The following is a 21,989-nucleotide window of genomic DNA, read 5'->3' on the forward strand; positions in this document are numbered from 1 at the left end:
ATGGCTCGCACGCCCGTCTATCCAGGTTCGAAGCCGAGTGTCGGGCGGCGGGTCGCGAAGATCGTGATCGGTCTTGTCATCACTGCGCTGATGCTCGGTGGTGCGCTCGTGCTTGTCGACATGGGCTTGCGGGATTTCGCCGAGTCGCGTGCTGAGAGCGAGATCAAGAGCAGGGTGCCCGGCTCCTCAGTGTCGGCGCAGGTCGATATCGGCGGGTTCTCGATGCTGCAGCAGGTGGTGCAGGGTGAACTCGTTGATGTCGATGCGACATTCACGCTCGGGGGCGAGGGCCTTGACCGGCTCGCAGACAACGCCGGGTATACGGGTTCGGTGGATGTCGTCGGCGGTGCGATCGAGCTCGCCACGGAGGTCGATGCGCTCGGCGTCGTCGTGCCGTTCTCGGTCGCCCTCGAGCCGAGTCTCGACGATGCTGGCTACCTCATCCTCACCGCGACAGCGTTCCAGGCCGGCGAAGGGGTCACAATCGATCTCACGCCGTTCGTCGACCTCGCGACGCTCGGTATCCGCGTCTGCTCGGCGTCGCTGCTCCCCGAATCCATCGAGCTCACGAGTGTCGAGATCGACGACGACCACCTCACCTTCACTGCCCACGGCAGCGCAGTGCCGACGAACTTCGATGCCCTGTCCGCCCGCGGCGAATGTGTCGACCCAGACGCGGTCGCCGACGACGAAGCGGTCGAGCCCGCACCGGCCGAGGGGTGACCGCTGCGCGGTGCCGGTAGACTTCTTGAGGCCCGGCGCGCCCCGTGCGGTGCCATGCCCGCCGTCGTCGTGAGGTTTCTGTGACTGTCAATCCGCTCGCCCCAGGCTGGCTCGCCCTCCCCGGCGACGCCAATGCACTGGATGCCGCGGTCTGGTCGCACAGCACACGGCGCCGCGCAGACGGTGTGATCGAGGTCGCCGGCGTGCCCGTCACAACCCTCGCCGCTGAGTACGGCACCCCCCTTTATGTCATGGACGAGGCGGATGTCAGGGCTCGTGCTCGCGACGCGCGAGCGTCGTTCGACCGTGAGTTCGGGGCGATCGGCAGTGCGGCAAAAGTGTATTACGCGGGCAAAGCGTTCCTCTCGAGCGAGATCGCCCGCTGGGTCACCGAAGAGGGCCTCTACATCGACGTCGCCAGCGGGGGAGAGCTCGCGGTCGCGCTTGCCGCCGGCATCGACCCCGCACGCTTGGGGCTGCACGGCAACAACAAGTCACTTCGCGAGATCGAGCGGGCCGTCGCATCCGGCATCGGGGTCATCGTGATCGACAGCCTCGTCGAGATCGGGCGGATCGCAGAGATCGCCGCGAAGCACGGTGTGCGCCAGAAGGTGCGGCTCCGAGTCAATAGCGGTGTGCACGCGAGCACGCACGAATACCTCGCGACGGCCCGGGAGGATCAGAAGTTCGGCATCACGCTTGCGGATGCTCCCGCGTTTGTCGCCGAGATCCGTGCGCACGCCTCGCTCGAGTTCCTCGGCTTGCACGCCCACATTGGCTCGCAGATTTTTGAAGCCGACGGCTTCGGCGAGTCTGCACGGCGGCTCATGACGCTGCAGGCGCAGCTCCTCGTGGGCGGGCCGGTGCCTGAGCTCAACCTCGGCGGCGGGTTCGGCATCGCCTACACGAGCGCCGATCGGGCAATGCCCGTCGCAGAGATCGCCTCGTCGCTCGCCACCATCGTTGCGGCCGAGGCGTCGAGGCTCGGCATCCCGGTTCCGCTCGTCGCGGTGGAGCCAGGCCGGGCGATTGTCGGCCCTTCGACCTTCACGCTCTACGAGGTCGGCACGGTCAAAGACGTGCTCGTTGCGGTCGAGGCGCCCGACGAAGCGCACACCGACTCAAGCGCTGCGGCATCAACCGCTGTGCGCAAGTACGTGAGCGTCGATGGCGGCATGAGCGACAACGCTCGCCCAGCCCTCTATGGCGCCGATTATGCCGTGCGGCTCGCCGCGCGCACCTCTGCCGCTGACCCAGCCCTCGTGCGGGTCGCAGGCAAGCACTGCGAGAGTGGTGACATCGTTGTGCGCTCCGATTACCTCCCCGGCGACGTGGAGCCTGGCGACCTCGTGGCGGTGCCGGCGACCGGCGCCTACTGCTGGTCGCTCTCGAGCAACTACAACTATCTCGCCCGCCCGGCAGTCGTCGCAGTGCGCGACGGACAGTCGCGCATCATTGTGCGCGGCGAGACCGAAGACGACCTCCTGTCGCGAGACGCAGGGCTCGCACAGACACCAGCGAAGAACGGAACCTGATGATCGACTACCGCAACCTCCGCGTCGCCCTCCTGGGCGCCGGCTCTGTCGGCGCCCAGGTGGTGGCGCAGCTGCAGCAGCACGGCGACGAGCTCGCGAACCGTGCCGGCGCCGGCATCGAGCTCGTCGGTATTGCGGTGCGGGATCTCGATGCGCCGCGCACCGCCGAGGTGCCTCGGGAGCTCCTCACGACCGATGCCGAGTCGCTCATTGTCGGGGCCGACATTGTTGTTGAGCTCATCGGCGGCATCGAGCCGGCGCGCACCTATATTCTTCAGGCGCTCAACTCGGGTTCGGATGTTGTGACCGCCAACAAGGCGCTCATCGCAACCCACGGCCCAGAACTCTTCGCCGCCGCCGAGCAGGTCGGTGCGCAGCTCTACTATGAGGCGGCCGTCGCTGGGGCGATCCCCATCATCCGACCGCTGCGCGACAGCCTTGCTGGCGACCAGGTTCACCGCATCCTCGGCATCGTCAACGGCACGACCAACTACATCCTCGACCGCATGGACGTCGATGGCCAGAGTCTCGAAGATGCGTTGGCGGATGCCACGGAGCTCGGCTATGCAGAGGCCGACCCCACGGCCGACATTGAGGGTTACGACGCCGCGCAGAAGGCGGCGATTCTCGCGAGCCTCGCGTTCCACACCTCGGTGCCCATCGAGGCCGTCTACCGCGAAGGCATCACGGCGATCACCGCGGAGCAGGTCGACGCGGCACGCCGCGCTGGCTATGTCATCAAGCTGCTCGCGATCTGCGAACGACTCGTCGATGTCGATGGCGACGAGGGCGTCAGCGCCAGGGTCTACCCGGCACTCGTGCCAAGAACGCACCCCCTTGCCGCGGTGCACGGCGCCAAGAACGCCGTCTTCGTTGAGGCCGAGGCGGCGGGTGATCTGATGTTCTACGGTGCCGGTGCTGGCGGTCGTGAAACCGCTTCGGCGGTGCTCGGCGACCTTGTCTCTGCCGCGCGACGCCATGTCATTGGCGGCCCAGGTCTCGCCGAGTCGACTCACGCCGACCTGCCGCTTCTGCCAATCGAGAGCGTCACGACGCGCTACCAGATCAGCCTGCTCGTCAACGACCGTCCTGGTGTGCTCGCGGCGGTCGCCGCCGTATTCAACGAGCACGGCGTCTCTGTCGAGACGGTGCACCAGTCGGTGAGCTCGCCCGGCGCTGACGGCACCGCCGCCACCGCTACCCTTGTCATTGGCACGCACGAGGCATCCGAAGCATCCCTTGCCGATACGGTCGAGGCCCTCGCGGCCAACGACACCGTGCGGTCCGTCACGTCAGTCCTGCGAGTAGAGGGCTCAGAGTAGAAGGTTCATCATGGCCCATCACCAATGGCGCGGAGTCATCCGCGAATACGCAGACCGCCTCGACGTTTCGGATGCGACCCCCGTCGTCACGCTCGGCGAGGGTGGCACCCCGCTCATCCCCGCCCCCGCCCTCTCCGCCAGGACCGGCGCGAACGTGTGGGTGAAGTTCGAGGGCATGAACCCGACCGGATCGTTCAAAGATCGCGGCATGACGATGGCCGTCTCGAAGGCGGTCGAGCACGGGGCGAAGGCTGTCATCTGTGCCTCCACGGGCAACACCTCCGCGTCTGCGGCGGCGTATGCCACCCACGCGGGCATCACGGCCGCCGTGCTCGTGCCTGAGGGCAAGATCGCGATGGGCAAGCTCGCGCAGGCGATCGCCCACAATGCGCAGCTGCTCCAGGTGCAGGGCAACTTCGATGACTGCCTCGACATTGCCCGTGACCTCGCCGCGAACTACCCAGTGCACCTCGTGAACTCGGTCAACAACGACCGCATCGAGGGGCAGAAGACGGCCGCCTTCGAGGTCGTCGAGGTGCTTGAGGATGCCCCGGACTTTCACTTCATCCCCGTCGGCAACGCTGGCAACTACACGGCGTACTTCCGTGGCTACAGCGAAGAGCTTGAGCGCGGCATCACCACCAGGCTGCCGCGGATGTTCGGCTTCCAGGCGGCCGGCAGTGCCCCGATCGTCGAGGGTCACATCGTGAAAAACCCCGACACGATCGCGAGCGCTATTCGCATCGGCAACCCGGCCTCGTGGGAGCTCGCCATCGGTGCACGCGAGACGAGCGATGGCTACTTCGGTGCGATCAGCGACGAGAAGATCCTCGAAGCTCACCGCATCCTCTCGGCCGAGGTCGGCATTTTTGTCGAGCCTGCGTCGGCCATCAGCGTCGCGGGTCTCCTTGAGCGTTCGGCTGCAGGGGTGGTGCCGGCTGGCGCTACCGTCGTGCTCACCGTCACTGGTCATGGCCTCAAAGATCCCCAGTGGGCGCTTCGCGGTGCCGATGGCGCCGATGTGCAGCCCACCATTGTGCCCGTCGATACGGCCGAGGTCGCGAGCGTCCTCGGTTTGGAGAAAGCGACGGCATGATCGCCATGCCCGTTCCGCCGATCGGCAGATCGGTGACGGTCAAGGTTCCCGCCACCTCGGCGAACCTCGGACCGGGATTCGACACGCTTGGTCTTGCGCTTTCGCTGTATGACGACCTCGAGGTGACGGTCCGCTCAGAGCCCGGCGCGACGGTCGTCGTGCGGGGCGTCGGCGAGGGAGAGGTGCCAACAGACGAGTCCAACCTCGTGGTGCGCTCCATCCGGTTCACGTTCGATCGCTACGGCGTTGCGATGCCGGGGCTCGACCTTGTCGCCGACAACCACATTCCTCACGGTCGCGGTCTCGGTTCGTCTGGCGCGGCGATTGTGGCCGGCATCATGGCGGCGAAGGGTCTTCTCGACGGCATCGTCGACCTCGATTCGAATGCGCTGCTGTCGCTCGCCTCCGAGCTCGAAGGGCACCCCGACAATGTGGCGCCGGCACTCTTCGGAGGGCTCACGATTGCGTGGACGGCGGAGCACGGCCCGCAACATAAGAAGCTCATGGTGCACCGGGGAGTTTCGCCGCTCGTGTGCGTTCCAGAGCACACGCTTTCAACCGAGCTCGCACGGAGTTTGCGCCCCGTCTCGGTGCCCCACGAAGACGCCATCTTCAATGTCTCGCGGTCAGCGCTGCTGATCGCGGCACTCATTCAGAGCCCTGAGCTGCTGCACGATGCAACCGAGGATCGGCTGCACCAGAACTACCGCGCGAGCGCCATGCCCGAGACTGTTGGCCTCGTCGAGGCCCTGCGCGCGCACGGGCATGCGGCGGTCGTCTCGGGCGCCGGTCCATCAGTCCTCGTGCTCTGCAGCGACCCTGCCGAGCGTCTTGTCGCGGCCGATCTTGTGGCCGCGCATGAGGGCGCGCCGTGGCACGCCCTCATGCTCGCCGTCGACTTCAAAGGTGCTACAGTGAACCTGCACCCGGCCAGGTCTTCGGCCTAGCGAGACACATTTTTCTTCAGTGTCGCGGGTTGCACTATCACTAGCATCGCTCAACCGTTCCTCCCTGCGCACCGTTCGGGGCTCGGATCGTGGCGTGCGACAAGCTCTCCGCCAGGTCATCACCACGTCATCCCTGATGTGGCTCCCGGCAGGGGAAAGGAACCCTCTTAGTGACTGATCCGACAGTCCGTGCCGAACGGCCGGACTCCAGCGTCGATCTGACCTCGATGCGTCTTGCTGAGCTCCAAGCTCTCGCGGCGTCCCTCGGTGTCATCGGCGTGACCAAACTTCGCAAAGGAGCCCTCGTGGACGCAATCAACGAGACCCAGAACACCGAATCCACCACCGCCGCTGAGAACAGTGCGACGGATGCCACCGTGAGCGACGCTCCGGCGGCACCGAAAAAGCGCGCCTCACGTCGCGCAACCGCCGCCGCCGACGGTGTCATCACGACAACCGGCGTCGCACCAGCAGACGCCCCCACGGCAGAATCCACTGCTGCGGATGCTCCGAGCGAGGGCGACAAGCCGGCCCGCAAGGCGCCGGCCCGCAAGCGTGCGGCCCCGAAGTCGGCAACCGAGCACGCCAATGGCGGCGAGTCCGGAGTCGACGCGAGTGCCGAGAAGCCCTCTGAGAATTCGGCCAGCACCGAGACCGTCGAGAAGACCGACGCTCCTGCAGACAGCAGCGACGCGACGGATGCCTCGGCCGAGGGCACGACGTCGGCACCGAAGCGCGCGCGCAATCAGCGCGGCCGCACTCAGCCCGATGCTGCCGACGCCGACGGCGCCACTGAATCAGAGGCTCGCACGTCTTCGAACGACTCGGGAGCGGCAGACGATAGCGCCGACTCCGATGACGATTCGGGCGACCGCCCGCAGCGCAGCCGCAACCGCCGCAACCGCCAGAAGGGCGGCGAGGGTCAGCGCGATGGCCAGCGCGATGGTCAGCGTGATGGCCAGCGTGACGCCCAGAAGGGTGGCGACAGCCAGAAGGCTGACGGCCAGCGCGACGACCGCGATGACGACAACCGCAACAACAACGGCAGCAACCGCAACCGCCAGCAGCAGCAACAGCAGGCGGATGATGAGCGCAGCGGTCGTGGGCGCTACCGTGACCGCAAGCGTCGCGGGGGCGGCGAAGACTTCGAGCCCGAAATCACTGAGGATGACGTGCTCATCCCGGTTGCCGGCATCCTCGACGTCCTCGACAACTACGCGTTCGTGCGCACGACGGGCTACCTGCCGGGCAACAACGATGTGTATGTTTCGCTCGGTCAGGTAAAGAAGTACCACCTCCGCAAGGGCGACGCGGTCGTTGGCGCTATCCGCCAGCCGCGCGATGGTGACAACCAGGGCGGCCGCCAGAAGTACAACGCGATCGTCAAGATCGACTCGATCAACGGCCTCCCCATCGAGCAGGCGGGGGAGCGCGTCGAGTTCGGCAAGCTCACGCCGCTCTACCCCTCGGAGCGCTTGCGCCTCGAGACCGAGCCGCAGAAGCTCACGACGCGCATCATCGACCTCGTGTCGCCGATCGGCAAGGGCCAGCGCGGCCTCATCGTCTCGCCACCCAAGGCGGGCAAGACTCTCGTGCTGCAGGCCATCGCCAACGCGATCGCAAAGAACAACCCAGAGGTGCACCTCATGGTTGTGCTTGTCGACGAGCGGCCCGAAGAGGTTACCGACATGCAGCGCACGGTCAAGGGTGAGGTCATCGCCTCGACCTTCGACCGCCCTGCCGAAGACCACACGACCGTCGCGGAGCTCGCGATCGAGCGTGCAAAGCGCCTCGTCGAGCTCGGTCACGATGTCGTCGTGCTCCTCGACTCGATTACCCGACTCGGCCGCGCTTACAACCTTGCGGCGCCAGCATCCGGTCGCATTCTTTCCGGTGGTGTCGACTCGTCGGCGCTCTACCCGCCGAAGCGCTTCTTCGGGGCCGCGCGCAACATCGAGGACGGCGGCTCGCTCACCATCCTCGCGACCGCGCTCGTCGAGACCGGGTCCAAGATGGACGAGGTCATCTTCGAGGAGTTCAAGGGCACCGGCAACATGGAGCTTCGCCTCTCGCGTCAGCTCGCCGACAAGCGCATCTTCCCGGCCGTCGATGTGAATGCATCGGGCACCCGCCGCGAAGAGATGCTCATGGGCACCGATGAGGTCAAGGTGACGTGGAAGCTGCGTCGTGCCCTCGCGGGTCTCGACACGCAGCAGGCGCTCGAGATCGTGCTCGGCAAGCTGCGCGAGACGCAGTCCAACGTCGAGTTCCTCATGCAGATCCAGAAGTCACTCCCGGGCGCCGCGGCGACCAAGGAGGACTAGGCGTGTTCGAGTCAGTAGCCGTGCTGCTGGCCGAGCACGAGGATCTGCAGAAGGAGCTGTCTGATCCCGCCGTGCACGCGGATGCGGCCAGAGCCAAGAAGATCAACCGGCGCTATGCGCAGCTCAGCCAGATCAAGGCTGCGCACGAGCACTGGATCGAGGCGCAAGACGACCTTGCTGCCGCTCGGGAGCTTGCCAAAGAGGACGACGCGTTCGCCGAAGAGGTCCCAAGCCTTGAGGCGTCGCTTGCGACGATGCAGGAGAAGCTCCGTCGCCTGCTCATCCCGCGCGACCCGGATGACGGGCGCGACGTGATCATGGAGATCAAGGGTGGTGAGGGTGGCGCTGAGAGCGCCCTCTTCGCGGCCGACCTGCTCCGCATGTATCTCCAGTACTCCAACCAGATGGGTTGGAAGACGGAGATGCTCGAGAGCGACGAGAGCGATCTCGGCGGCTACAAGAACGTGCAGGTCGCGATCAAGTCCAACGCGACCGACCCTTCGCAGGGCGTGTGGGCGCACCTCAAGTACGAGGGCGGGGTGCATCGCGTGCAGCGGGTGCCTCAGACCGAGACGCAGGGGCGCATCCATACCTCGACGACCGGGGTGCTTGTGTTTCCAGAGGTTGATGAGCCTGAAGAGGTGCAGATCAGCCAGAACGACCTCAAGATCGACGTCTACCGTTCGAGCGGCCCAGGCGGTCAGTCGGTGAACACGACCGACTCCGCCGTGCGCATCACGCACCTCCCGACCGGGATCACGGTGGCGATGCAGAACGAGAAGAGCCAGCTGCAGAACCGCGAGGCGGGAATGCGTGTGCTCCGTGCCCGCATCCTCGCGCGCCAGCAGGAGGAACAGGCTGCCCTCGACAGTGCCGCTCGCAAGACGCAGATTCGCACGATGGACCGCTCAGAGCGCATCCGCACCTACAACTTCCCCGAGAACCGCATCGCGGATCACCGCACTGGCTACAAGGCGTACAACCTCGACACCGTGATGAATGGCGCCCTCGGCCCCGTCATCGATTCCTGCATCCAGTTTGACGAGGAGGCGCGGCTCGCCGATCTCGGCGACCAGTCGTGACATGAGCTCGGCCACTGTCGCGGCGCTGCGTGCAGCGGCGACTACCGCACTCACCGCAGCGGGCATCGACTCGCCTGGCGCTGATGCAGAACTGCTCATCGGCCACGTTCTCGGCCTGAGCCGGGGGCAGGTACAGGCGAGTGCCGTGGTCGGTTCGGCAGTGTCCGAAACGGATGCTGCGGCGATCGCCGAGCTCGTGCGTCGTCGCTCGGCTCGCGAGCCGCTGCAGCACATCACGGGCCGCGCGCCGTTCCGCTCGCTCGAGCTCGCGGTGGGCCCCGGAGTGTTCGTGCCTCGCCCCGAGACGGAGCAGGTCGTGCAGTTCGCGATTGATGCGCTTGACGCGAGCCCGGTTGAGTCTCCCATCGGGATCGACCTCGGCTCCGGCTCAGGGGCGATCGCCCTCGCAATGGCGACCGAGGTGCCGCGCGCTCGCGTGTTTGCGGTCGAGAACTCGCCCGAGGCGTTTCCGTGGACGCAGCGCAACTTCGCCGAGTCGGGTGCCACCAATGCGGTCCTCGAGTTTGCCGATCTCGCGTTCGCCTTCCCAGAGCTCGATGGCCTCGTCGATGTCGTCGTCTCGAATCCGCCGTATGTCCCGGCGGCGGCAATCCCGCGCGATCCCGAGGTGCGCCTCTTTGATCCCGCGCACGCGCTCTACGGGGGTGAGGATGGCCTCGTCGTTGTGCGACAGGTGTCGCAGACGGCACTGCGTCTGCTGCACCCTGGCGGGCTTCTCGTCATTGAGCACGGTGAAGAACAGGCGGCCTCGATTGCGGCTCTGCTCCGGGCCGATGGTTGGTCGGCACTCTCGAGTCACCGCGATCTGCTTGGCCGCGACCGCGCCACCACGGCGCTGCGGTAAGCGCCATGGTGCCCCGCGCTAGGATTGGCGGCGACATGGCAACTGTTTATGACTGCGCAGACCAGGGCGCATTGCTCACCGGCATGCGTCTCGCGCGTGCCGCTCTCGCGCGCGGCGAACTCGTTGTCTTGCCCACTGACACCGTGTACGGGCTTGCGGCCGATGCCTTCAACCCCGCGGCCGTGCAGCGCCTGCTCGATGCGAAGGTTCGCGGGCGCGCATCGCCGCCACCGGTCCTCATTCCGAGTCTCGCGGCGCTCGACGCCCTCGCTGCCGAAGTGCCCGCCGAGGTTCGCGCGCTCGTTGACGAGTTTTGGCCGGGCGGGCTCACCGTAATCCTCCCAGCGCGCGAGTCGCTCGACTGGGATCTCGGTGACACTGCTGGCACTGTTGCCTTGCGCATGCCGGCGAATCCTGTCGCGCTCGCGCTCCTCGCAGAGACGGGCCCGCTCGCCGTCTCTTCGGCCAACATCACGGGTCAGCCGCCCGCCAAGACGGCGGCGACGGCTCGGGTGCTCTTGGGTGATTCGGTCGCCGTCTATCTCGACGGAGGCGTGGGTGGGGTCGAGGGATCGACGATTATCGACGCGACCCGTATCGACACCGACGGCATCCGCATCGTCAGGCACGGCACGATCCCGGAGGCAGCGATCAGGTCGGTCCTGGAGCGTGTCGCGAGCGGCGACGACACCACATGAGAATTGTCTTCTACGTGCTCGTCGGCGGGCTCTCCGCCGTCGTCACGTTTGCATTTGCATGGGTCATCCTGAAGCTCAGTCTTCGCTATCGCCTCTATCCAAAGATCCGGGAGCGCGACGTGCATACGCGTCCGACTCCGCGACTCGGCGGGGTGGCGATGTTCATCGGTGTGCTTGTCTCGTTTGCTGTCGCGTCGCAGCTCGATCGCTTCAGCCTTATTTTTGCCGATCCAGCGCCGGTGCTTGCGCTGCTCGGCGCCGCCCTCATGATCGTGCTCATCGGTGTCGCCGACGACATCTGGGACCTCGACTGGATGACGAAGCTCACGGGGCAGATCCTGGCGGCTGGCCTCCTTGTGTGGCAGGGGGTGCAGCTCGTGACCGTGCCGATTGGCGGCGTCACGATCGTGCCCCCGGTCACGGGACTTGTCGTCACGGTCATCGCGGTCGTGCTCGTCATGAACGCTGTGAACTTCATCGACGGTCTCGATGGGCTCGTCGCCGGTGTTGCCATCATCGCCAACGGCGTGTTCTTCATCTACACCTACATCCTTTCGAATGGGATCGGCGAGTCCGAGTACTTCAATTTCGCGTCGCTCATCACGGTGGTGCTCGCGGGGGCCTGCATCGGCTTTCTGCCGCTGAACTGGCATCCGGCGAAGCTCTTCATGGGTGATGCTGGCGCCCTCCTCGTCGGGTTGCTCATGGCGGCCTCCGCCATCTCGGTGACGGGCCAGGTCGACCCAGGATCGCTCGTGTCTGGGCGGCAACTGCTCCCGGCGTTTATCCCGATCCTGCTGCCGTTCGCGATCCTCATCGTGCCCTTGCTCGATTTTGCGCTCGCGGTGTTCCGACGGCTTCGTGCCGGCAAGTCACCGTTCTCGGCAGACCGCCAGCACCTCCACCACCGTCTCCTTGACATGGGGCACTCGCACTTCCACGCCGTGCTCATCTTCTATGCATGGACCGCCGTCGTCGCGGTTGGCACGCTGCTCTTCATGCTCCTCCCGGCCTGGTGGGCGACGGCATTCGTCGCCGTCGGGTTCATCGCGAGCGCCTGGTTCACGCTCGCCCCGCTGACGCGCCGCAAGATCATCGAGGCCGACGCGCAACGGTCCCGAGCTGGCGCCGAGGTTGACGCGAGGCTCGACCCACTCGATGAGGCATCCAACGCCGCCGACATCGACTTTGACCCGCTTGAGACTGGCACGAGTCCTGCCTCGAGCCCGACCACACCGAGAGAGAAGTGACATGAGTGCTGTCCCCGTCCTGAAACGAGTCCTGCTGTTCGGCTCGCTGCTCGCGCTGGTGATCGCCGTTGTCGGGTCGCTCATCGGTTTCGCAGTTGATGGCATGAACGGCGTTGCGAGCGCGCTCGTCGGCACTGCGATCGCAATGGTGTTCCTCGGGGTGACCTCGCTCAGCATCATCATCGCGTCCCGCTACGACCTCGGAGTGTTTTTCGCGATCGTGATGGGTGCCTGGCTGCTGAAGTTTGTGATTTTTCTCGTGATCGTGTTCCTGCTCAAGGATCAGCCGTGGGTGCAGACCCAGGTGCTGTTCTTGAGCCTTGTCGTCGCTGTCCTCGGCACGCTCGTGGTCGACGTTGTTGTGATCGCAAAGTCGCGCATGCCATATGTCAGCGACGTGAAGCTTCCAGGAGACGAGCAGATCGAGCCCGAAGCGCGCTGAGTGTACTCCTCGGCCTCTATCTATTGATAGAGTGAATTCCGAACAACCCCCCCCCCTTTTCGACGCCGCGTTTGCTGACGCCCGAATTCTGGAGATAGAGCTGCTACTCAACGCTCTGACACGGTTTGTCCCCCTCGCCACCGGTGATGATGGGGGATTCCACGGTCCGTCGATCATGGAGTTCTTCCCCGACATCGTCCTCTTCGAGGGCACGCCGTTCGCCATGAACCGCATCATGATGATCCGCGTCTTCGTGACGCTTGTGATCGTCCTGGTGTTCTGGCTCGGTACCCGCAACCTCCGGCTCGTCCCAGGACGCGGTCAGGGTCTCATCGAATACGGCTACGACTTCGTCCGAGTGGGCATCGCCGAAGACCTGCTGGGCAAGAAGGATGGGCGGCGGTTCCTGCCGATCCTCATGACCTTCTTCTTCCTGGTGCTCGCGAGCAATATCACTGGCATCATCCCCGGCTTCAACATCGCAAGTACGAGCGTTATTGGCCTGCCGCTGGTGCTGGCGCTCATCGCGTACGTCACCTGGATCTACGCGGGGCTCAAGAAGCACCCGGGCACGTTCCTCAAGAACTCGCTGTTTCCTCCCGGTGTTCCCCCCATCCTCTACATCATCGTGACGCCGATCGAGCTCGTCTCGACGTTCATCGTCCGCCCGGTCACACACACGCTGCGACTCATGATGAACATGGTGGTCGGCCACCTGCTCCTCGTGCTCTTCTTCGGTGCGACGCACTTCTTCTTCTTCTCGACCGACGGCCTCTTCCCGCTCTTCGGAGTCGGAACGCTGTTCTTCGGTCTCGCATTCTCGTTCTTCGAGATCCTGGTCGCAGTGCTGCAGGCGTATGTCTTCACGATCCTGACTGCGGTCTATCTCCAGCTCGCGCTGGCAGAGGAACACTAGATCCACCCTTAGCTACGCACCCAAGGGGACGAGCAACCGCTCGCCTCACCTACGGAAGGAAACACAACGTGGACGTTACAACCGTTGCTGAACTCAGTGGCAACATCGCGACCGTCGGATATGGCCTCGCGGCCATCGGCCCGGCCATCGGCGTGGGCATCGTCGTCGGCAAGACGATCGAGTCCGTTGCTCGCCAGCCTGAGCTCCAGGGCAAGCTCCAGGTGCTCATGTACATCGGTATCGCCTTCACCGAGGCCCTCGCCTTCATCGGCATCGCCACGTACTTCATCTTCCAGTAAGGAATTTCTCAATGCTTGACGCACTGGTTCTCGCAGCTGAGGAGGGGGAAACCCCGAACCCGCTGATCCCGGCCGACTACGACATCATCTGGTCGCTCGTCTGCTTCGCCGTCATTCTGTTCGTCTTCTGGAAGCTTGTTATTCCGAAGGTGACCACGATGCTCGACGAGCGCGCCGCGGTGATCGAGGGCGGCATCGCCAAGGCAGAGGCTGCACAGGCTGAAGCCAGTGCGCAGCTCGAGAAGTACAACGAGTTGCTCGCAGAGGCACGTGCCGAGGCCGGCAAGATCCGCGAACAGGCACGTCTCGATGGCACGAAGATCCTGAGCGAGCTCAAGGAGCAGGCCTCCGCAGAGGCCGCGCGCATCACGGCGAACGCTTCGGCGCAGATTGAGGCGGAGCGCCAGTCGGCTCTCGTCTCACTTCGCACCGAGGTGGGCACGCTCGCGCTTGACCTCGCCTCCGGCGTTATCAAGCAGAGTCTGAGCGACGATGCCAAAGCAACGTCGATCGTTGACTCCTTCCTCGCCGAGCTCGAGGCATCCGAGAAGAACGCGAGCAAGTAGACCATGGGATCAGCGACACGAGGGGCCACCGCGGCCGCACGATCGGCACTCGCCACGGCGGGCGCATCGGTCGATGGCGCAGCCGCGGAGCAACTCTTCTTCGCGGGACGCACGATTGGTTCGTCGCTCCAGCTGCGCACGCTGCTGGGCGAGCCGGCCGGCGATGTCGCGACGAAGCGGGCGGCGCTCGAAGCTGTCCTTGGCTCGCGACTGAGCCCGACGGCCCTCGCGCTGCTGCAGACCGTGGTGTCGAGTCGCTGGTCGTCCATGGATGACCTCCTCGGCGGAATCGAGGAGCTCGGTCTTCGTGCCACTGCCATCTCGGCACCGTCGGCAGATCTCGTCGGCGAGCTATTCGCCTTCGAGGCCACCGTGACGTCGAACCCCGAGCTTGAGCTCGCGATCGGCAGCAAGCTCGGCCAGCCAGCGGCCAAGGCCACGCTCATCGACTCGCTCTTCGGCGCGTCATTCTCTGCCGCGACGCTCGTCGTGCTCCGGCACCTCGTGCAGCAGCCTCGCGGTCGCCGGATTGGCGGCCTTGTGAAGGATGCGACCACCACGATCGCAGACCAGTCGGGCGCCGTCATCGCGACGGTCAGCACGGCAGCGCCACTCGACGAAGCTCAGCAGCGCAATCTGCAGACCGCCCTCGCCGCCAAGTACGAGCGCACTGTGAAGCTCAACCTGCTGGTCGACCCAGCGCTGATCGGCGGCGTTCGCATCGCCATCGGCGACGACATCATCGACGGCAGCGTGGCAACCCGCATCGCCGACCTCCGACTGCAACTCGCCGGCTGACCCCGGCACCAACGCCTCGGCGCCGAGAGGTGCCGCGAAGACAAGGAAACGCACATGGCAGACGTAACGATCAGCCCCGATCAGATTCGCGACGCGCTCAAGGACTTTGTGAAGTCCTACGACCCGTCGCAGGCCACGACCACCGAGGTCGGCCACGTTGTCGACGCGGCCGACGGCATCGCGCACGTTGAGGGTCTCCCTGGCGTGATGGCGAACGAGCTCATCAAGTTCGCTGATGGCACTCTGGGCCTTGCGCTCAACCTCGACGAGAGCGAGATCGGTGTCGTCGTGCTCGGTGAGTTCAGCGGCATCGAAGCGGGGCAGGAGGTGACCCGCACCGGCGAGGTGCTTTCCGTTCCTGTTGGTGACGCGTACCTCGGTCGCGTCGTTGACCCGCTCGGCACCCCCATCGACGGGCTCGGCGAGATCGCTTCCGAAGGTCGTCGTGCGCTCGAGCTCCAGGCTCCCGGCGTTATGGCCCGCAAGTCGGTCCACGAGCCGATGCAGACCGGCATCAAGGCAATTGACGCGATGATCCCGATCGGTCGTGGCCAGCGCCAGCTCATCATCGGTGACCGCCAGACCGGCAAGACCGCGATTGCGATCGACACGATCATCAACCAGAAGGCGAACTGGGAGTCGGGCGACGTCAACAAGCAGGTTCGCTGCATCTACGTTGCCATCGGCCAGAAGGGCTCCACGATCGCCGCCGTCAAGGGCGCGCTCGAAGAGGCCGGCGCCATGGAGTACACGACCATCGTCGCGTCCCCCGCCTCCGACCCTGCCGGCTTCAAGTACCTCGCGCCGTACACGGGCTCGGCCATCGGCCAGCACTGGATGTATGGCGGCAAGCACGTGCTCATCGTGTTCGATGACCTGTCGAAGCAGGCCGAGGCCTACCGTGCCGTGTCGCTGCTCCTCCGTCGTCCGCCGGGACGCGAGGCCTACCCCGGCGACGTCTTCTACCTACACTCCCGTCTGCTGGAGCGTTGTGCGAAGCTCTCCGACGAGCTCGGTGCCGGGTCGATGACGGGCCTCCCGCTCATCGAAACGAAGGCGAACGACGTCTCGGCGTACATCCCGACCAACGTGATCTCGATCACCGACGGTCAGATCTTCCTCCAGTCCGACCTCTTCAACTCGAACCAGCGCCCCGCCGTGGACGTCGGAATCTCGGTGTCGCGAGTCGGTGGCGACGCTCAGGTGAAGTCGATCAAGAAGGTTTCGGGAACCCTGAAGCTTGAGCTTGCTCAGTACCGTTCGCTGCAGGCCTTCGCGCTCTTCGCGTCGGACCTCGACTCGGCGAGCCGTCGCCAGCTCGCCCGTGGCGAGCGCCTCACGGAGCTGCTGCGCCAGCCGCAGTACTCGCCATACCCCGTCGAAGATCAGGTCGTCTCGATCTGGACCGGCACGAATGGCAAGCTCGACGAGGTCCCGGTCGAAGACATCCTGCGCTTCGAGCGCGAGCTGCTCGACTACCTGGGTCGCAACACCAAGGTGCTCGACACCCTGCGCGACACCAACGTGCTCGACGACGACACCGTCTCGCAGCTTGAGGCGGCCGTCGACAAGTTCAAGCTCGAGTTCCAGACCGGCGAGGGCAAGCCCCTCATCTCCGCTGGCAACGAGCAGTTCGAGGAGCTCGAGGCCGAAGACGTGAACCAGGAGAAGATCGTTCGGCAGAAGCGCTGACGATCATCCGACTGACACGCATCGAACCACTGACTGAGGACTGAGAGAAACATGGGAGCGCAACTTCGGGTCTACCGGCAGAAGATTCGTTCTGCCCAGACGACCAAGAAGATCACTCGTGCCATGGAGCTGATCGCGGCGTCACGCATCGCCAAGGCCCAGGCCCGCATGGCGGCATCGACCCCGTACTCACGCGCCATCACCCGTGCGGTGTCGGCCGTGGCCACGTTCTCGAATGTCGACCACATCCTGACCACGGAACCGGAGAAGGTCGAGCGCGCTGCGGTCGTTATCTTCTCGTCGGACCGTGGACTCGCTGGCGCGTTCAACTCGAACGTGCTCCGTGAAGCTGAGGAGCTCTCCTCGCTGCTCCGCAGTCAAGGCAAAGAGGTCGTGTACTACCTGGTCGGCCGCAAGTCCGTCGGGTACTTCGCGTTCCGCAAGCGCGACTTCATCGAGAGCTGGGTCGGCGAGACCGACAACCCCGTCTTTGACACGGCCCAGTCGATCGGATCCAAGCTCGTCGAGGCGTTCGTCACCCCGGCGGCCGAGGGTGGTGTCGATGAGATCCACATCGTTTACAACCGTTTCGTGAGCATGCTCACGCAGACGCCCGAGGTGGTGCGACTCTTGCCGCTCGAGGTCGTGGAGGGCGTCGAAGAGCCGGACAGCAACGAGGTGTTCCCGCTCTACGAATTCGAGCCGGAGGTCGGCGACGTTCTCGATGGCCTGCTGCCGGTCTACATCGAGAGCCGTATTTTCAACGCAATGCTGCAGTCGGCCACGTCGAAGCACGCGGCCACGCAAAAGGCGATGAAGTCGGCCAGTGACAATGCCGACACCCTCATCACTGACTACACCCGGTTGGCGAACAACGCGCGCCAGTCCGAGATCACCCAGCAGATTTCTGAGATTGTCGGCGGCGCCGACGCCCTCTCAGGCTCGAAGTAATAGGAGAACAGGGAAGCCATGACTACAACAGCCCCCGCGTCAAAGAAGCCTGCATCGCGCAAGCCTGCCGCCACGAAGGCCGCACCGGCGACACCACCCCCCGTCGCCTCCGCCGGCATCGGACGCGTTGCCCGCGTTACCGGCCCCGTCGTCGACATCGAGTTTCCGCACGATGCCATCCCGGCCGTGTACAACGCGCTGAAGACGACCATCACGATCGGCGGCGAGACGAGCGTGATCACGCTTGAGGTCGCGCAGCACCTCGGTGACGACCTCATCCGTGCCATCGCCCTGAACCCCACCGACGGCGTCGTCCGCGGCCAGGAAGTTCGGGACACCGGCGAGCAGATCACGGTTCCCGTCGGCGACGTCACCAAGGGCAAGGTCTTCAACGTCATCGGTGACATCCTCAACGGTGAGCCGGGCGAGACGATCGAGATCACAGAGCGCTGGCCCATCCACCGCACGCCCCCGCCCTTCGACCAGCTCGAGTCGAAGACGGAGCTTTTCGAGACCGGCATCAAGGTCATCGACCTCCTCACTCCCTACGTGCTCGGCGGAAAGATCGGCCTCTTCGGCGGTGCCGGTGTCGGCAAGACCGTGCTCATCCAGGAGATGATTCAGCGCGTCGCATCCGACCACGGTGGTGTGTCGGTGTTCGCCGGTGTCGGCGAGCGTACCCGTGAGGGCAACGACCTGATCCACGAGATGGAAGAAGCTGGCGTCTTCGACAAGACCGCCCTAGTCTTCGGCCAGATGGACGAGCCACCGGGAACACGTCTTCGTGTTGCGCTCTCCGCGCTCACGATGGCGGAGTACTTCCGTGACGTGCAGAAGCAGGATGTGCTGCTCTTCATCGACAACATCTTCCGCTTCACGCAGGCGGGTTCTGAGGTCTCGACGCTGCTCGGCCGCATGCCGTCTGCGGTTGGGTACCAGCCGAACCTCGCCGACGAGATGGGCATCCTGCAGGAGCGCATCACCTCGACGCGTGGTCACTCCATTACCTCGCTTCAGGCGATCTACGTGCCCGCCGACGACTACACCGACCCCGCGCCGGCCACCACGTTCGCCCACCTCGACGCCACGACCGAACTCAGCCGTGAGATCGCGTCGAAGGGCCTCTACCCGGCCGTCGACCCGCTGACCTCGACCTCGCGCATCCTCGACCCCCGTTACTTGGGCGAGGACCACTACCGCGTTGCGACGACGGTGAAGCAGATCCTTCAGAAGAACAAGGAGCTCCAGGAGATCATCGCGATCCTCGGTGTCGACGAGCTCTCCGAAGAAGACAAGATCACCGTGTCGCGTGCACGGCGCATCCAGCAGTTCCTCTCGCAGAACACCTACATGGCGAAGAAGTTCACCGGTGTTGAGGGCTCAACCGTGCCGCTCAAGGACACGATCGAGTCGTTCGATGCCATCGCCAAGGGCGAGTTCGACCACGTCGCCGAGCAGGCGTTCTTCAACGTCGGCGCGATCAGCGACGTCGAGGAGCAGTGGGCGAAGATCCAGAAGGAGAACGGCTAGTCATGGCCGCACTCAAGGTCAGTCTCGTCTCCGCCGACAGCGAGGTGTGGTCGGGCGAGGCGAAGATGGTCATCGCCCGCACCACCGAGGGCGAGATCGGTCTGCTGCCGGGTCACGAGCCGATGCTCGCGATCCTCGGGGCGGGTGCCGTGCGCATCACGCTCACCGATGGCGGCTCGATTACGGCCGACGCTGCCGAGGGCTTCCTTTCGGTCGAGCACGACACCGTCACAATTGTTGCGCGCCACGCGGCGCTCACCAACGCCTGACCCACGCTGTACCAACGCCCCGGCGTCGATGCTGCTGATCCTGCCCCCCTCCGAGTCGAAACAGACCGGAGGGGTGCAGGGCACAGCACTCGACCTGGGGCGTTTGCAGTTTCCAGAACTGACGCCGATGCGGGAGTCCGTGCTGGCGGCGACCTCCGAACTCGCACGCGATCTCGATGCGAGTGCTGCGGCCCTCAAGGTCGGGGCTGGACTGCGACATGAGCTTGAGCGCAATCGGGAGCTCGCGACATCCGCCGTCATGCCCGCACTCGACCGTTTTACGGGCGTGCTCTACGACGCACTCGATGCCCCGACGCTGAGCGAGGAGGCGCGCGAACTGGCGCGGCGCAGCGTTGTCGTGCACTCGGCCCTGTTCGGGCTGCTCGGCGCCCTGGACCCCATCCCCGCGTACCGGCTCTCGCATGACTCGCGGCTGCCGGGGCTCAGCCTGAAGAAGACATGGTCGAACCCCATCGCGGGGTCGCTCTCCGCTCGGGAGGGCATCATTCTCGACCTGCGCTCTGAGGCCTACTCGGCCCTCGGCCCAGCGCCGCGCAGGCCCGACTCGTGGTTTGTGCGCGTCGTCGCCGACGACGGTGATGGTCGCCGGCGGGCGCTCAACCACTTCAACAAGAAGGGCAAGGGCGAGTTCGTGCGGGCGCTCCTGTCATCGGGGCGCGAGTTCAGCGAACTCGCAGCGCTCATGGCCTGGTCGCAGTCGGTGGGCTTCCCTCTTGCCCCAGGGCGCGACGGCGAGCTCGAACTCGTCGTGCGGAACACGCTCGCAGCTGCGTAAGCGCCGCCAACGGCGACGCCGTCACTTCTTCGCGTCACCCCGCACGATGGCGGCGATCGTTTCGACCGAGAGTTTGGGGTTCCTGTCGGCATCCGTCAGTCCGTTCGCCTCCTGCAGCGTGTCGGTGAGCTGCGTGTAGCAGAAGCCCGCCAACACACGGCTGGCGTGCAGCCCCGAGAAGAGGTCGCGCAGGCGACGCTCGAAATCGGGTTCGTCGCTCGCGGTGCTGTAGCCCCAAGTCTCGATCTCACTGCCGGGAGCGAACGAGACGCCGCCAAACTCTGTCACCATGATCGGCACGTCCGTGCGCTGCGGTGCGACAGACATGCGGCGCCCGGCCGGACCAACCCGCTGCGCCAGCCCGGCGACGGCGACGTCGTCGAGGTAGCGCCGTCGAAGTTCTTCACCAGTGACCGAGTAGTCATGCACCGTGAGGATGTCTGAACCAACGTGTTCCCAGCCGTCATTGCTCACGACGAGTCGCTCGGGATCGAGGGCTTTGCTGAGGTGGTAGAGGGCCTCGGCGAAGTGCCGCTGCGCCGGATCGGTGGCGATGTGCTGCACGCCCCAGCTCTCATTCGTTGGCACCCAGGTGACGATGCAGGGGTGCGAACGATCCCGCTGAACGACCTCCATCCACTCCTTGGTGGTGCGCTCCACGCTGCGCGCCGAGAACTCGAATGGGCTGCCGAGCTCGCCCCAGACGAGCAGCCCAAGCCGATCGGCCCAGTACAGCATGCGGGGGTCCTCCGCCTTCTCGTGTAACCGGGTGGCATTGAAGCCGAGATCCTTGATGAGCTGCACCTCGGCGCGGAGGGCATCCGCGCTCGGCGCGGCGAGGTGCGATTCGCGCCAGTAGCCCTGCGCGAGCACTGAACGAACGTAGTACGGCCGGTCGTTGAGCATAAAGCGTCCGTCTGCCTCGGCGAGACTGCGGATGCCGAGATACGAATCGACCGTGTCGACGATCGAGCCGTCGGCGGTGAGCAGTGTGACGCGGGCGTCAATGAGACGCGGATGCTCCGGCGACCACAGCAGGTGCTCATGGGCCTGTCCATTCACCTGGCGGGGGATCGTGCAGGTGGCGGTGCTGCGAGGCTCGGCCGTGTCGTACTCGAGCGAGGTGAGGTGCTCGCCCTCGTGGCTGAGCTCAACGCGCACGCGGTGCTGTTCGCGAGGGCGTGCATCGAGTTCGAGCTCAAGGCGCACGGTGGCGGCCGCCACGTCGGTGCGCCAGTGCAGCGCCCGCACGCTGCTGGCAGGAACGGCCTCGAGCCAGACGGGCTGCCAGATGCCGGTGGTGCGGTGGTACCAGATCACGTGTGGTTCGAGCAGCCAGTCCTGCTTGCCCCGTGGCTGGCCGACGTCGTGGGGGTCGTCCTCCGCTCGCACGACGAGGCTTGCGGCGCGTCCCTCGAAGATGCTTGTCACCTCGGCGTGCGGCAGCTCGAAGCTGAACGGCGTCTGGCCGCCCTCGTGAGTGCCGAGCATCCGCCCGTTCAGCCAGACGGTCGCGTGGTAGTCGATTGCGCCGAAATGCAGGAGCACCCGATCGCTTGCGGTGGTGTGTCCTGCCTCGTGGAGGAGCTCGACCGTGAGGCTGCGGCGGTACCACACGACGGGGTGGAACCCGGTCGCGCCGATGCCCGAGAGCTCGGATTCGGGAGGGTAGGGCACTCGGATGCGCTGCGGGAATTCGGCGCCGCGCTCATACCAGCCTTCGCGAGCGCCGATGTCGCTGTCGTCATGGGCAAACTCCCATTCGCCGTCGAGGCTGGCCCACTGCGGGCGGGTGAGTTGCGGTCGTGGGTGGATGGCTTCGAGGTGCGAGGGCGAGGGCGAGGGTGCGGTCGTGGCGGGGCTGGCAGGCATGAGCACATCCTGACTC

21 protein-coding genes are annotated in these 21,989 nt (G+C 65.4%); 20 read left to right on the forward strand and 1 reads right to left on the reverse strand.

Going from position 1 to position 21,989, the window contains the following annotated elements; genetic code table 11:
- The 20 genes from ACY48M_RS07805 (at nucleotide 1) to ACY48M_RS07900 (ending at nucleotide 20,101) form a co-directional block, all read left to right on the forward strand.
- The gene (locus ACY48M_RS07805; protein ID WP_462819701.1) at nucleotides 1-723 is read left to right on the forward strand and encodes a hypothetical protein; all 723 of its coding nucleotides are present in this window, start codon (nucleotides 1-3) and stop codon (nucleotides 721-723) included.
- Nucleotides 724-803: 80 nt separating this feature from the next.
- A complete protein-coding gene (lysA, locus tag ACY48M_RS07810) occupies nucleotides 804-2,258 on the forward strand; it encodes a diaminopimelate decarboxylase (RefSeq protein ID WP_462819702.1) in 1,455 nt (484 codons plus the stop codon).
- Entirely contained in the window at nucleotides 2,258-3,580 is a 1,323-nt protein-coding gene (locus ACY48M_RS07815; RefSeq protein ID WP_462819703.1) for a homoserine dehydrogenase, read from the forward strand. The genes lysA and ACY48M_RS07815 overlap by 1 nt, the downstream gene beginning before the upstream one ends.
- Before the next feature lie 10 nt (nucleotides 3,581-3,590).
- On the forward strand, nucleotides 3,591-4,676 hold the full coding sequence (gene thrC, locus ACY48M_RS07820; RefSeq protein WP_462819704.1) for a threonine synthase: 1,086 nt from the start codon (nucleotides 3,591-3,593) through the stop codon (nucleotides 4,674-4,676).
- Nucleotides 4,673-5,623: a homoserine kinase gene (gene thrB, locus ACY48M_RS07825; RefSeq protein WP_462819705.1), complete on the forward strand. Its 951-nt coding sequence runs from the start codon at nucleotides 4,673-4,675 to the stop codon at nucleotides 5,621-5,623. Before thrC ends, thrB begins: the two co-directional genes overlap by 4 nt.
- Before the next feature lie 227 nt (nucleotides 5,624-5,850).
- A complete protein-coding gene (gene rho / locus ACY48M_RS07830; protein ID WP_462819892.1) occupies nucleotides 5,851-7,947 on the forward strand; it encodes a transcription termination factor Rho in 2,097 nt (698 codons plus the stop codon).
- Nucleotides 7,948-7,949: 2 nt separating this feature from the next.
- A complete protein-coding gene (gene prfA, locus ACY48M_RS07835) occupies nucleotides 7,950-9,029 on the forward strand; it encodes a peptide chain release factor 1 (RefSeq protein ID WP_462819706.1) in 1,080 nt (359 codons plus the stop codon).
- A gap of 1 nt (nucleotide 9,030) precedes the next feature.
- Nucleotides 9,031-9,894, forward strand: coding sequence for a peptide chain release factor N(5)-glutamine methyltransferase (gene prmC, locus ACY48M_RS07840; protein WP_462819707.1), 864 nt, complete (start codon nucleotides 9,031-9,033; stop codon nucleotides 9,892-9,894).
- A 35-nt stretch (nucleotides 9,895-9,929) separates the two neighbouring features.
- Nucleotides 9,930-10,592: an L-threonylcarbamoyladenylate synthase gene (locus ACY48M_RS07845; RefSeq protein WP_462819708.1), complete on the forward strand. Its 663-nt coding sequence runs from the start codon at nucleotides 9,930-9,932 to the stop codon at nucleotides 10,590-10,592.
- Between the two features lie 2 nt (nucleotides 10,593-10,594).
- On the forward strand, nucleotides 10,595-11,842 hold the full coding sequence (locus ACY48M_RS07850) for an MraY family glycosyltransferase (protein WP_462819893.1): 1,248 nt from the start codon (nucleotides 10,595-10,597) through the stop codon (nucleotides 11,840-11,842).
- Between the two features lies 1 nt (nucleotide 11,843).
- The gene (locus ACY48M_RS07855; protein WP_462819709.1) at nucleotides 11,844-12,284 is read left to right on the forward strand and encodes a hypothetical protein; all 441 of its coding nucleotides are present in this window, start codon (nucleotides 11,844-11,846) and stop codon (nucleotides 12,282-12,284) included.
- 175 nt (nucleotides 12,285-12,459) lie between these two features.
- On the forward strand, nucleotides 12,460-13,200 hold the full coding sequence (gene atpB, locus ACY48M_RS07860) for a F0F1 ATP synthase subunit A (protein WP_462819710.1): 741 nt from the start codon (nucleotides 12,460-12,462) through the stop codon (nucleotides 13,198-13,200).
- Nucleotides 13,201-13,268: 68 nt separating this feature from the next.
- Nucleotides 13,269-13,499, forward strand: a complete 231-nt coding sequence (gene atpE / locus ACY48M_RS07865) for an ATP synthase F0 subunit C (RefSeq protein ID WP_462819711.1) — start codon at nucleotides 13,269-13,271, stop codon at nucleotides 13,497-13,499.
- 11 nt (nucleotides 13,500-13,510) lie between these two features.
- A complete protein-coding gene (locus ACY48M_RS07870; protein ID WP_462819712.1) occupies nucleotides 13,511-14,065 on the forward strand; it encodes a F0F1 ATP synthase subunit B in 555 nt (184 codons plus the stop codon).
- Nucleotides 14,066-14,068: 3 nt separating this feature from the next.
- Nucleotides 14,069-14,863 (forward strand): F0F1 ATP synthase subunit delta, encoded by a 795-nt coding sequence (locus tag ACY48M_RS07875; protein ID WP_462819713.1) that lies wholly within the window; start codon nucleotides 14,069-14,071, stop codon nucleotides 14,861-14,863.
- Between the two features lie 54 nt (nucleotides 14,864-14,917).
- A complete protein-coding gene (gene atpA / locus ACY48M_RS07880) occupies nucleotides 14,918-16,555 on the forward strand; it encodes a F0F1 ATP synthase subunit alpha (RefSeq protein WP_462819714.1) in 1,638 nt (545 codons plus the stop codon).
- A gap of 51 nt (nucleotides 16,556-16,606) precedes the next feature.
- Complete coding sequence (locus tag ACY48M_RS07885) at nucleotides 16,607-17,506, forward strand: F0F1 ATP synthase subunit gamma (RefSeq protein WP_462819715.1); 900 nt, start codon at nucleotides 16,607-16,609, stop codon at nucleotides 17,504-17,506.
- Between the two features lie 18 nt (nucleotides 17,507-17,524).
- Entirely contained in the window at nucleotides 17,525-19,036 is a 1,512-nt protein-coding gene (gene atpD, locus ACY48M_RS07890) for a F0F1 ATP synthase subunit beta (RefSeq protein ID WP_462819716.1), read from the forward strand.
- Nucleotides 19,037-19,038: 2 nt separating this feature from the next.
- A complete protein-coding gene (locus tag ACY48M_RS07895; protein ID WP_462819717.1) occupies nucleotides 19,039-19,305 on the forward strand; it encodes a F0F1 ATP synthase subunit epsilon in 267 nt (88 codons plus the stop codon).
- 28 nt (nucleotides 19,306-19,333) lie between these two features.
- A complete protein-coding gene (locus ACY48M_RS07900; RefSeq protein ID WP_462819718.1) occupies nucleotides 19,334-20,101 on the forward strand; it encodes a YaaA family protein in 768 nt (255 codons plus the stop codon).
- A 21-nt stretch (nucleotides 20,102-20,122) separates the two neighbouring features.
- Here ACY48M_RS07900 and ACY48M_RS07905 read toward each other — a convergent pair whose 3' ends face one another.
- Nucleotides 20,123-21,973, reverse strand: a complete 1,851-nt coding sequence (locus ACY48M_RS07905) for a glycoside hydrolase family 2 protein (RefSeq protein WP_462819719.1) — start codon at nucleotides 21,971-21,973, stop codon at nucleotides 20,123-20,125.
- Between the last annotated feature and the right edge of the window lie 16 nt (nucleotides 21,974-21,989).

Source organism: Homoserinimonas flava (genome assembly GCF_054969005.1).

Excerpts from the sequence above, each read along its gene's own strand:
- ACY48M_RS07805 (WP_462819701.1), top strand. The coding sequence starts at position 1 with ATGGCTCGCACGCCCGTCTATCCAGGTTCGAAGCCGAGTGTCGGGCGG.
- ACY48M_RS07815 (WP_462819703.1), top strand. The coding sequence starts at position 2,258 with ATGATCGACTACCGCAACCTCCGCGTCGCCCTCCTGGGCGCCGGCTCT.
- thrC (WP_462819704.1), top strand. The coding sequence starts at position 3,591 with ATGGCCCATCACCAATGGCGCGGAGTCATCCGCGAATACGCAGACCGC.
- thrB (WP_462819705.1), top strand. The coding sequence starts at position 4,673 with ATGATCGCCATGCCCGTTCCGCCGATCGGCAGATCGGTGACGGTCAAG.
- rho (WP_462819892.1), top strand. The coding sequence starts at position 5,851 with ATGCGTCTTGCTGAGCTCCAAGCTCTCGCGGCGTCCCTCGGTGTCATC.
- prmC (WP_462819707.1), top strand. The coding sequence starts at position 9,031 with ATGAGCTCGGCCACTGTCGCGGCGCTGCGTGCAGCGGCGACTACCGCA.
- ACY48M_RS07845 (WP_462819708.1), top strand. The coding sequence starts at position 9,930 with ATGGCAACTGTTTATGACTGCGCAGACCAGGGCGCATTGCTCACCGGC.
- ACY48M_RS07855 (WP_462819709.1), top strand. The coding sequence starts at position 11,844 with ATGAGTGCTGTCCCCGTCCTGAAACGAGTCCTGCTGTTCGGCTCGCTG.
- atpB (WP_462819710.1), top strand. The coding sequence starts at position 12,460 with ATGGAGTTCTTCCCCGACATCGTCCTCTTCGAGGGCACGCCGTTCGCC.
- ACY48M_RS07870 (WP_462819712.1), top strand. The coding sequence starts at position 13,511 with ATGCTTGACGCACTGGTTCTCGCAGCTGAGGAGGGGGAAACCCCGAAC.
- ACY48M_RS07875 (WP_462819713.1), top strand. The coding sequence starts at position 14,069 with ATGGGATCAGCGACACGAGGGGCCACCGCGGCCGCACGATCGGCACTC.
- atpA (WP_462819714.1), top strand. The coding sequence starts at position 14,918 with ATGGCAGACGTAACGATCAGCCCCGATCAGATTCGCGACGCGCTCAAG.
- ACY48M_RS07885 (WP_462819715.1), top strand. The coding sequence starts at position 16,607 with ATGGGAGCGCAACTTCGGGTCTACCGGCAGAAGATTCGTTCTGCCCAG.
- atpD (WP_462819716.1), top strand. The coding sequence starts at position 17,525 with ATGACTACAACAGCCCCCGCGTCAAAGAAGCCTGCATCGCGCAAGCCT.
- ACY48M_RS07895 (WP_462819717.1), top strand. The coding sequence starts at position 19,039 with ATGGCCGCACTCAAGGTCAGTCTCGTCTCCGCCGACAGCGAGGTGTGG.
- ACY48M_RS07900 (WP_462819718.1), top strand. The coding sequence starts at position 19,334 with ATGCTGCTGATCCTGCCCCCCTCCGAGTCGAAACAGACCGGAGGGGTG.
- ACY48M_RS07905 (WP_462819719.1), bottom strand. The coding sequence starts at position 21,973 with ATGCCTGCCAGCCCCGCCACGACCGCACCCTCGCCCTCGCCCTCGCAC.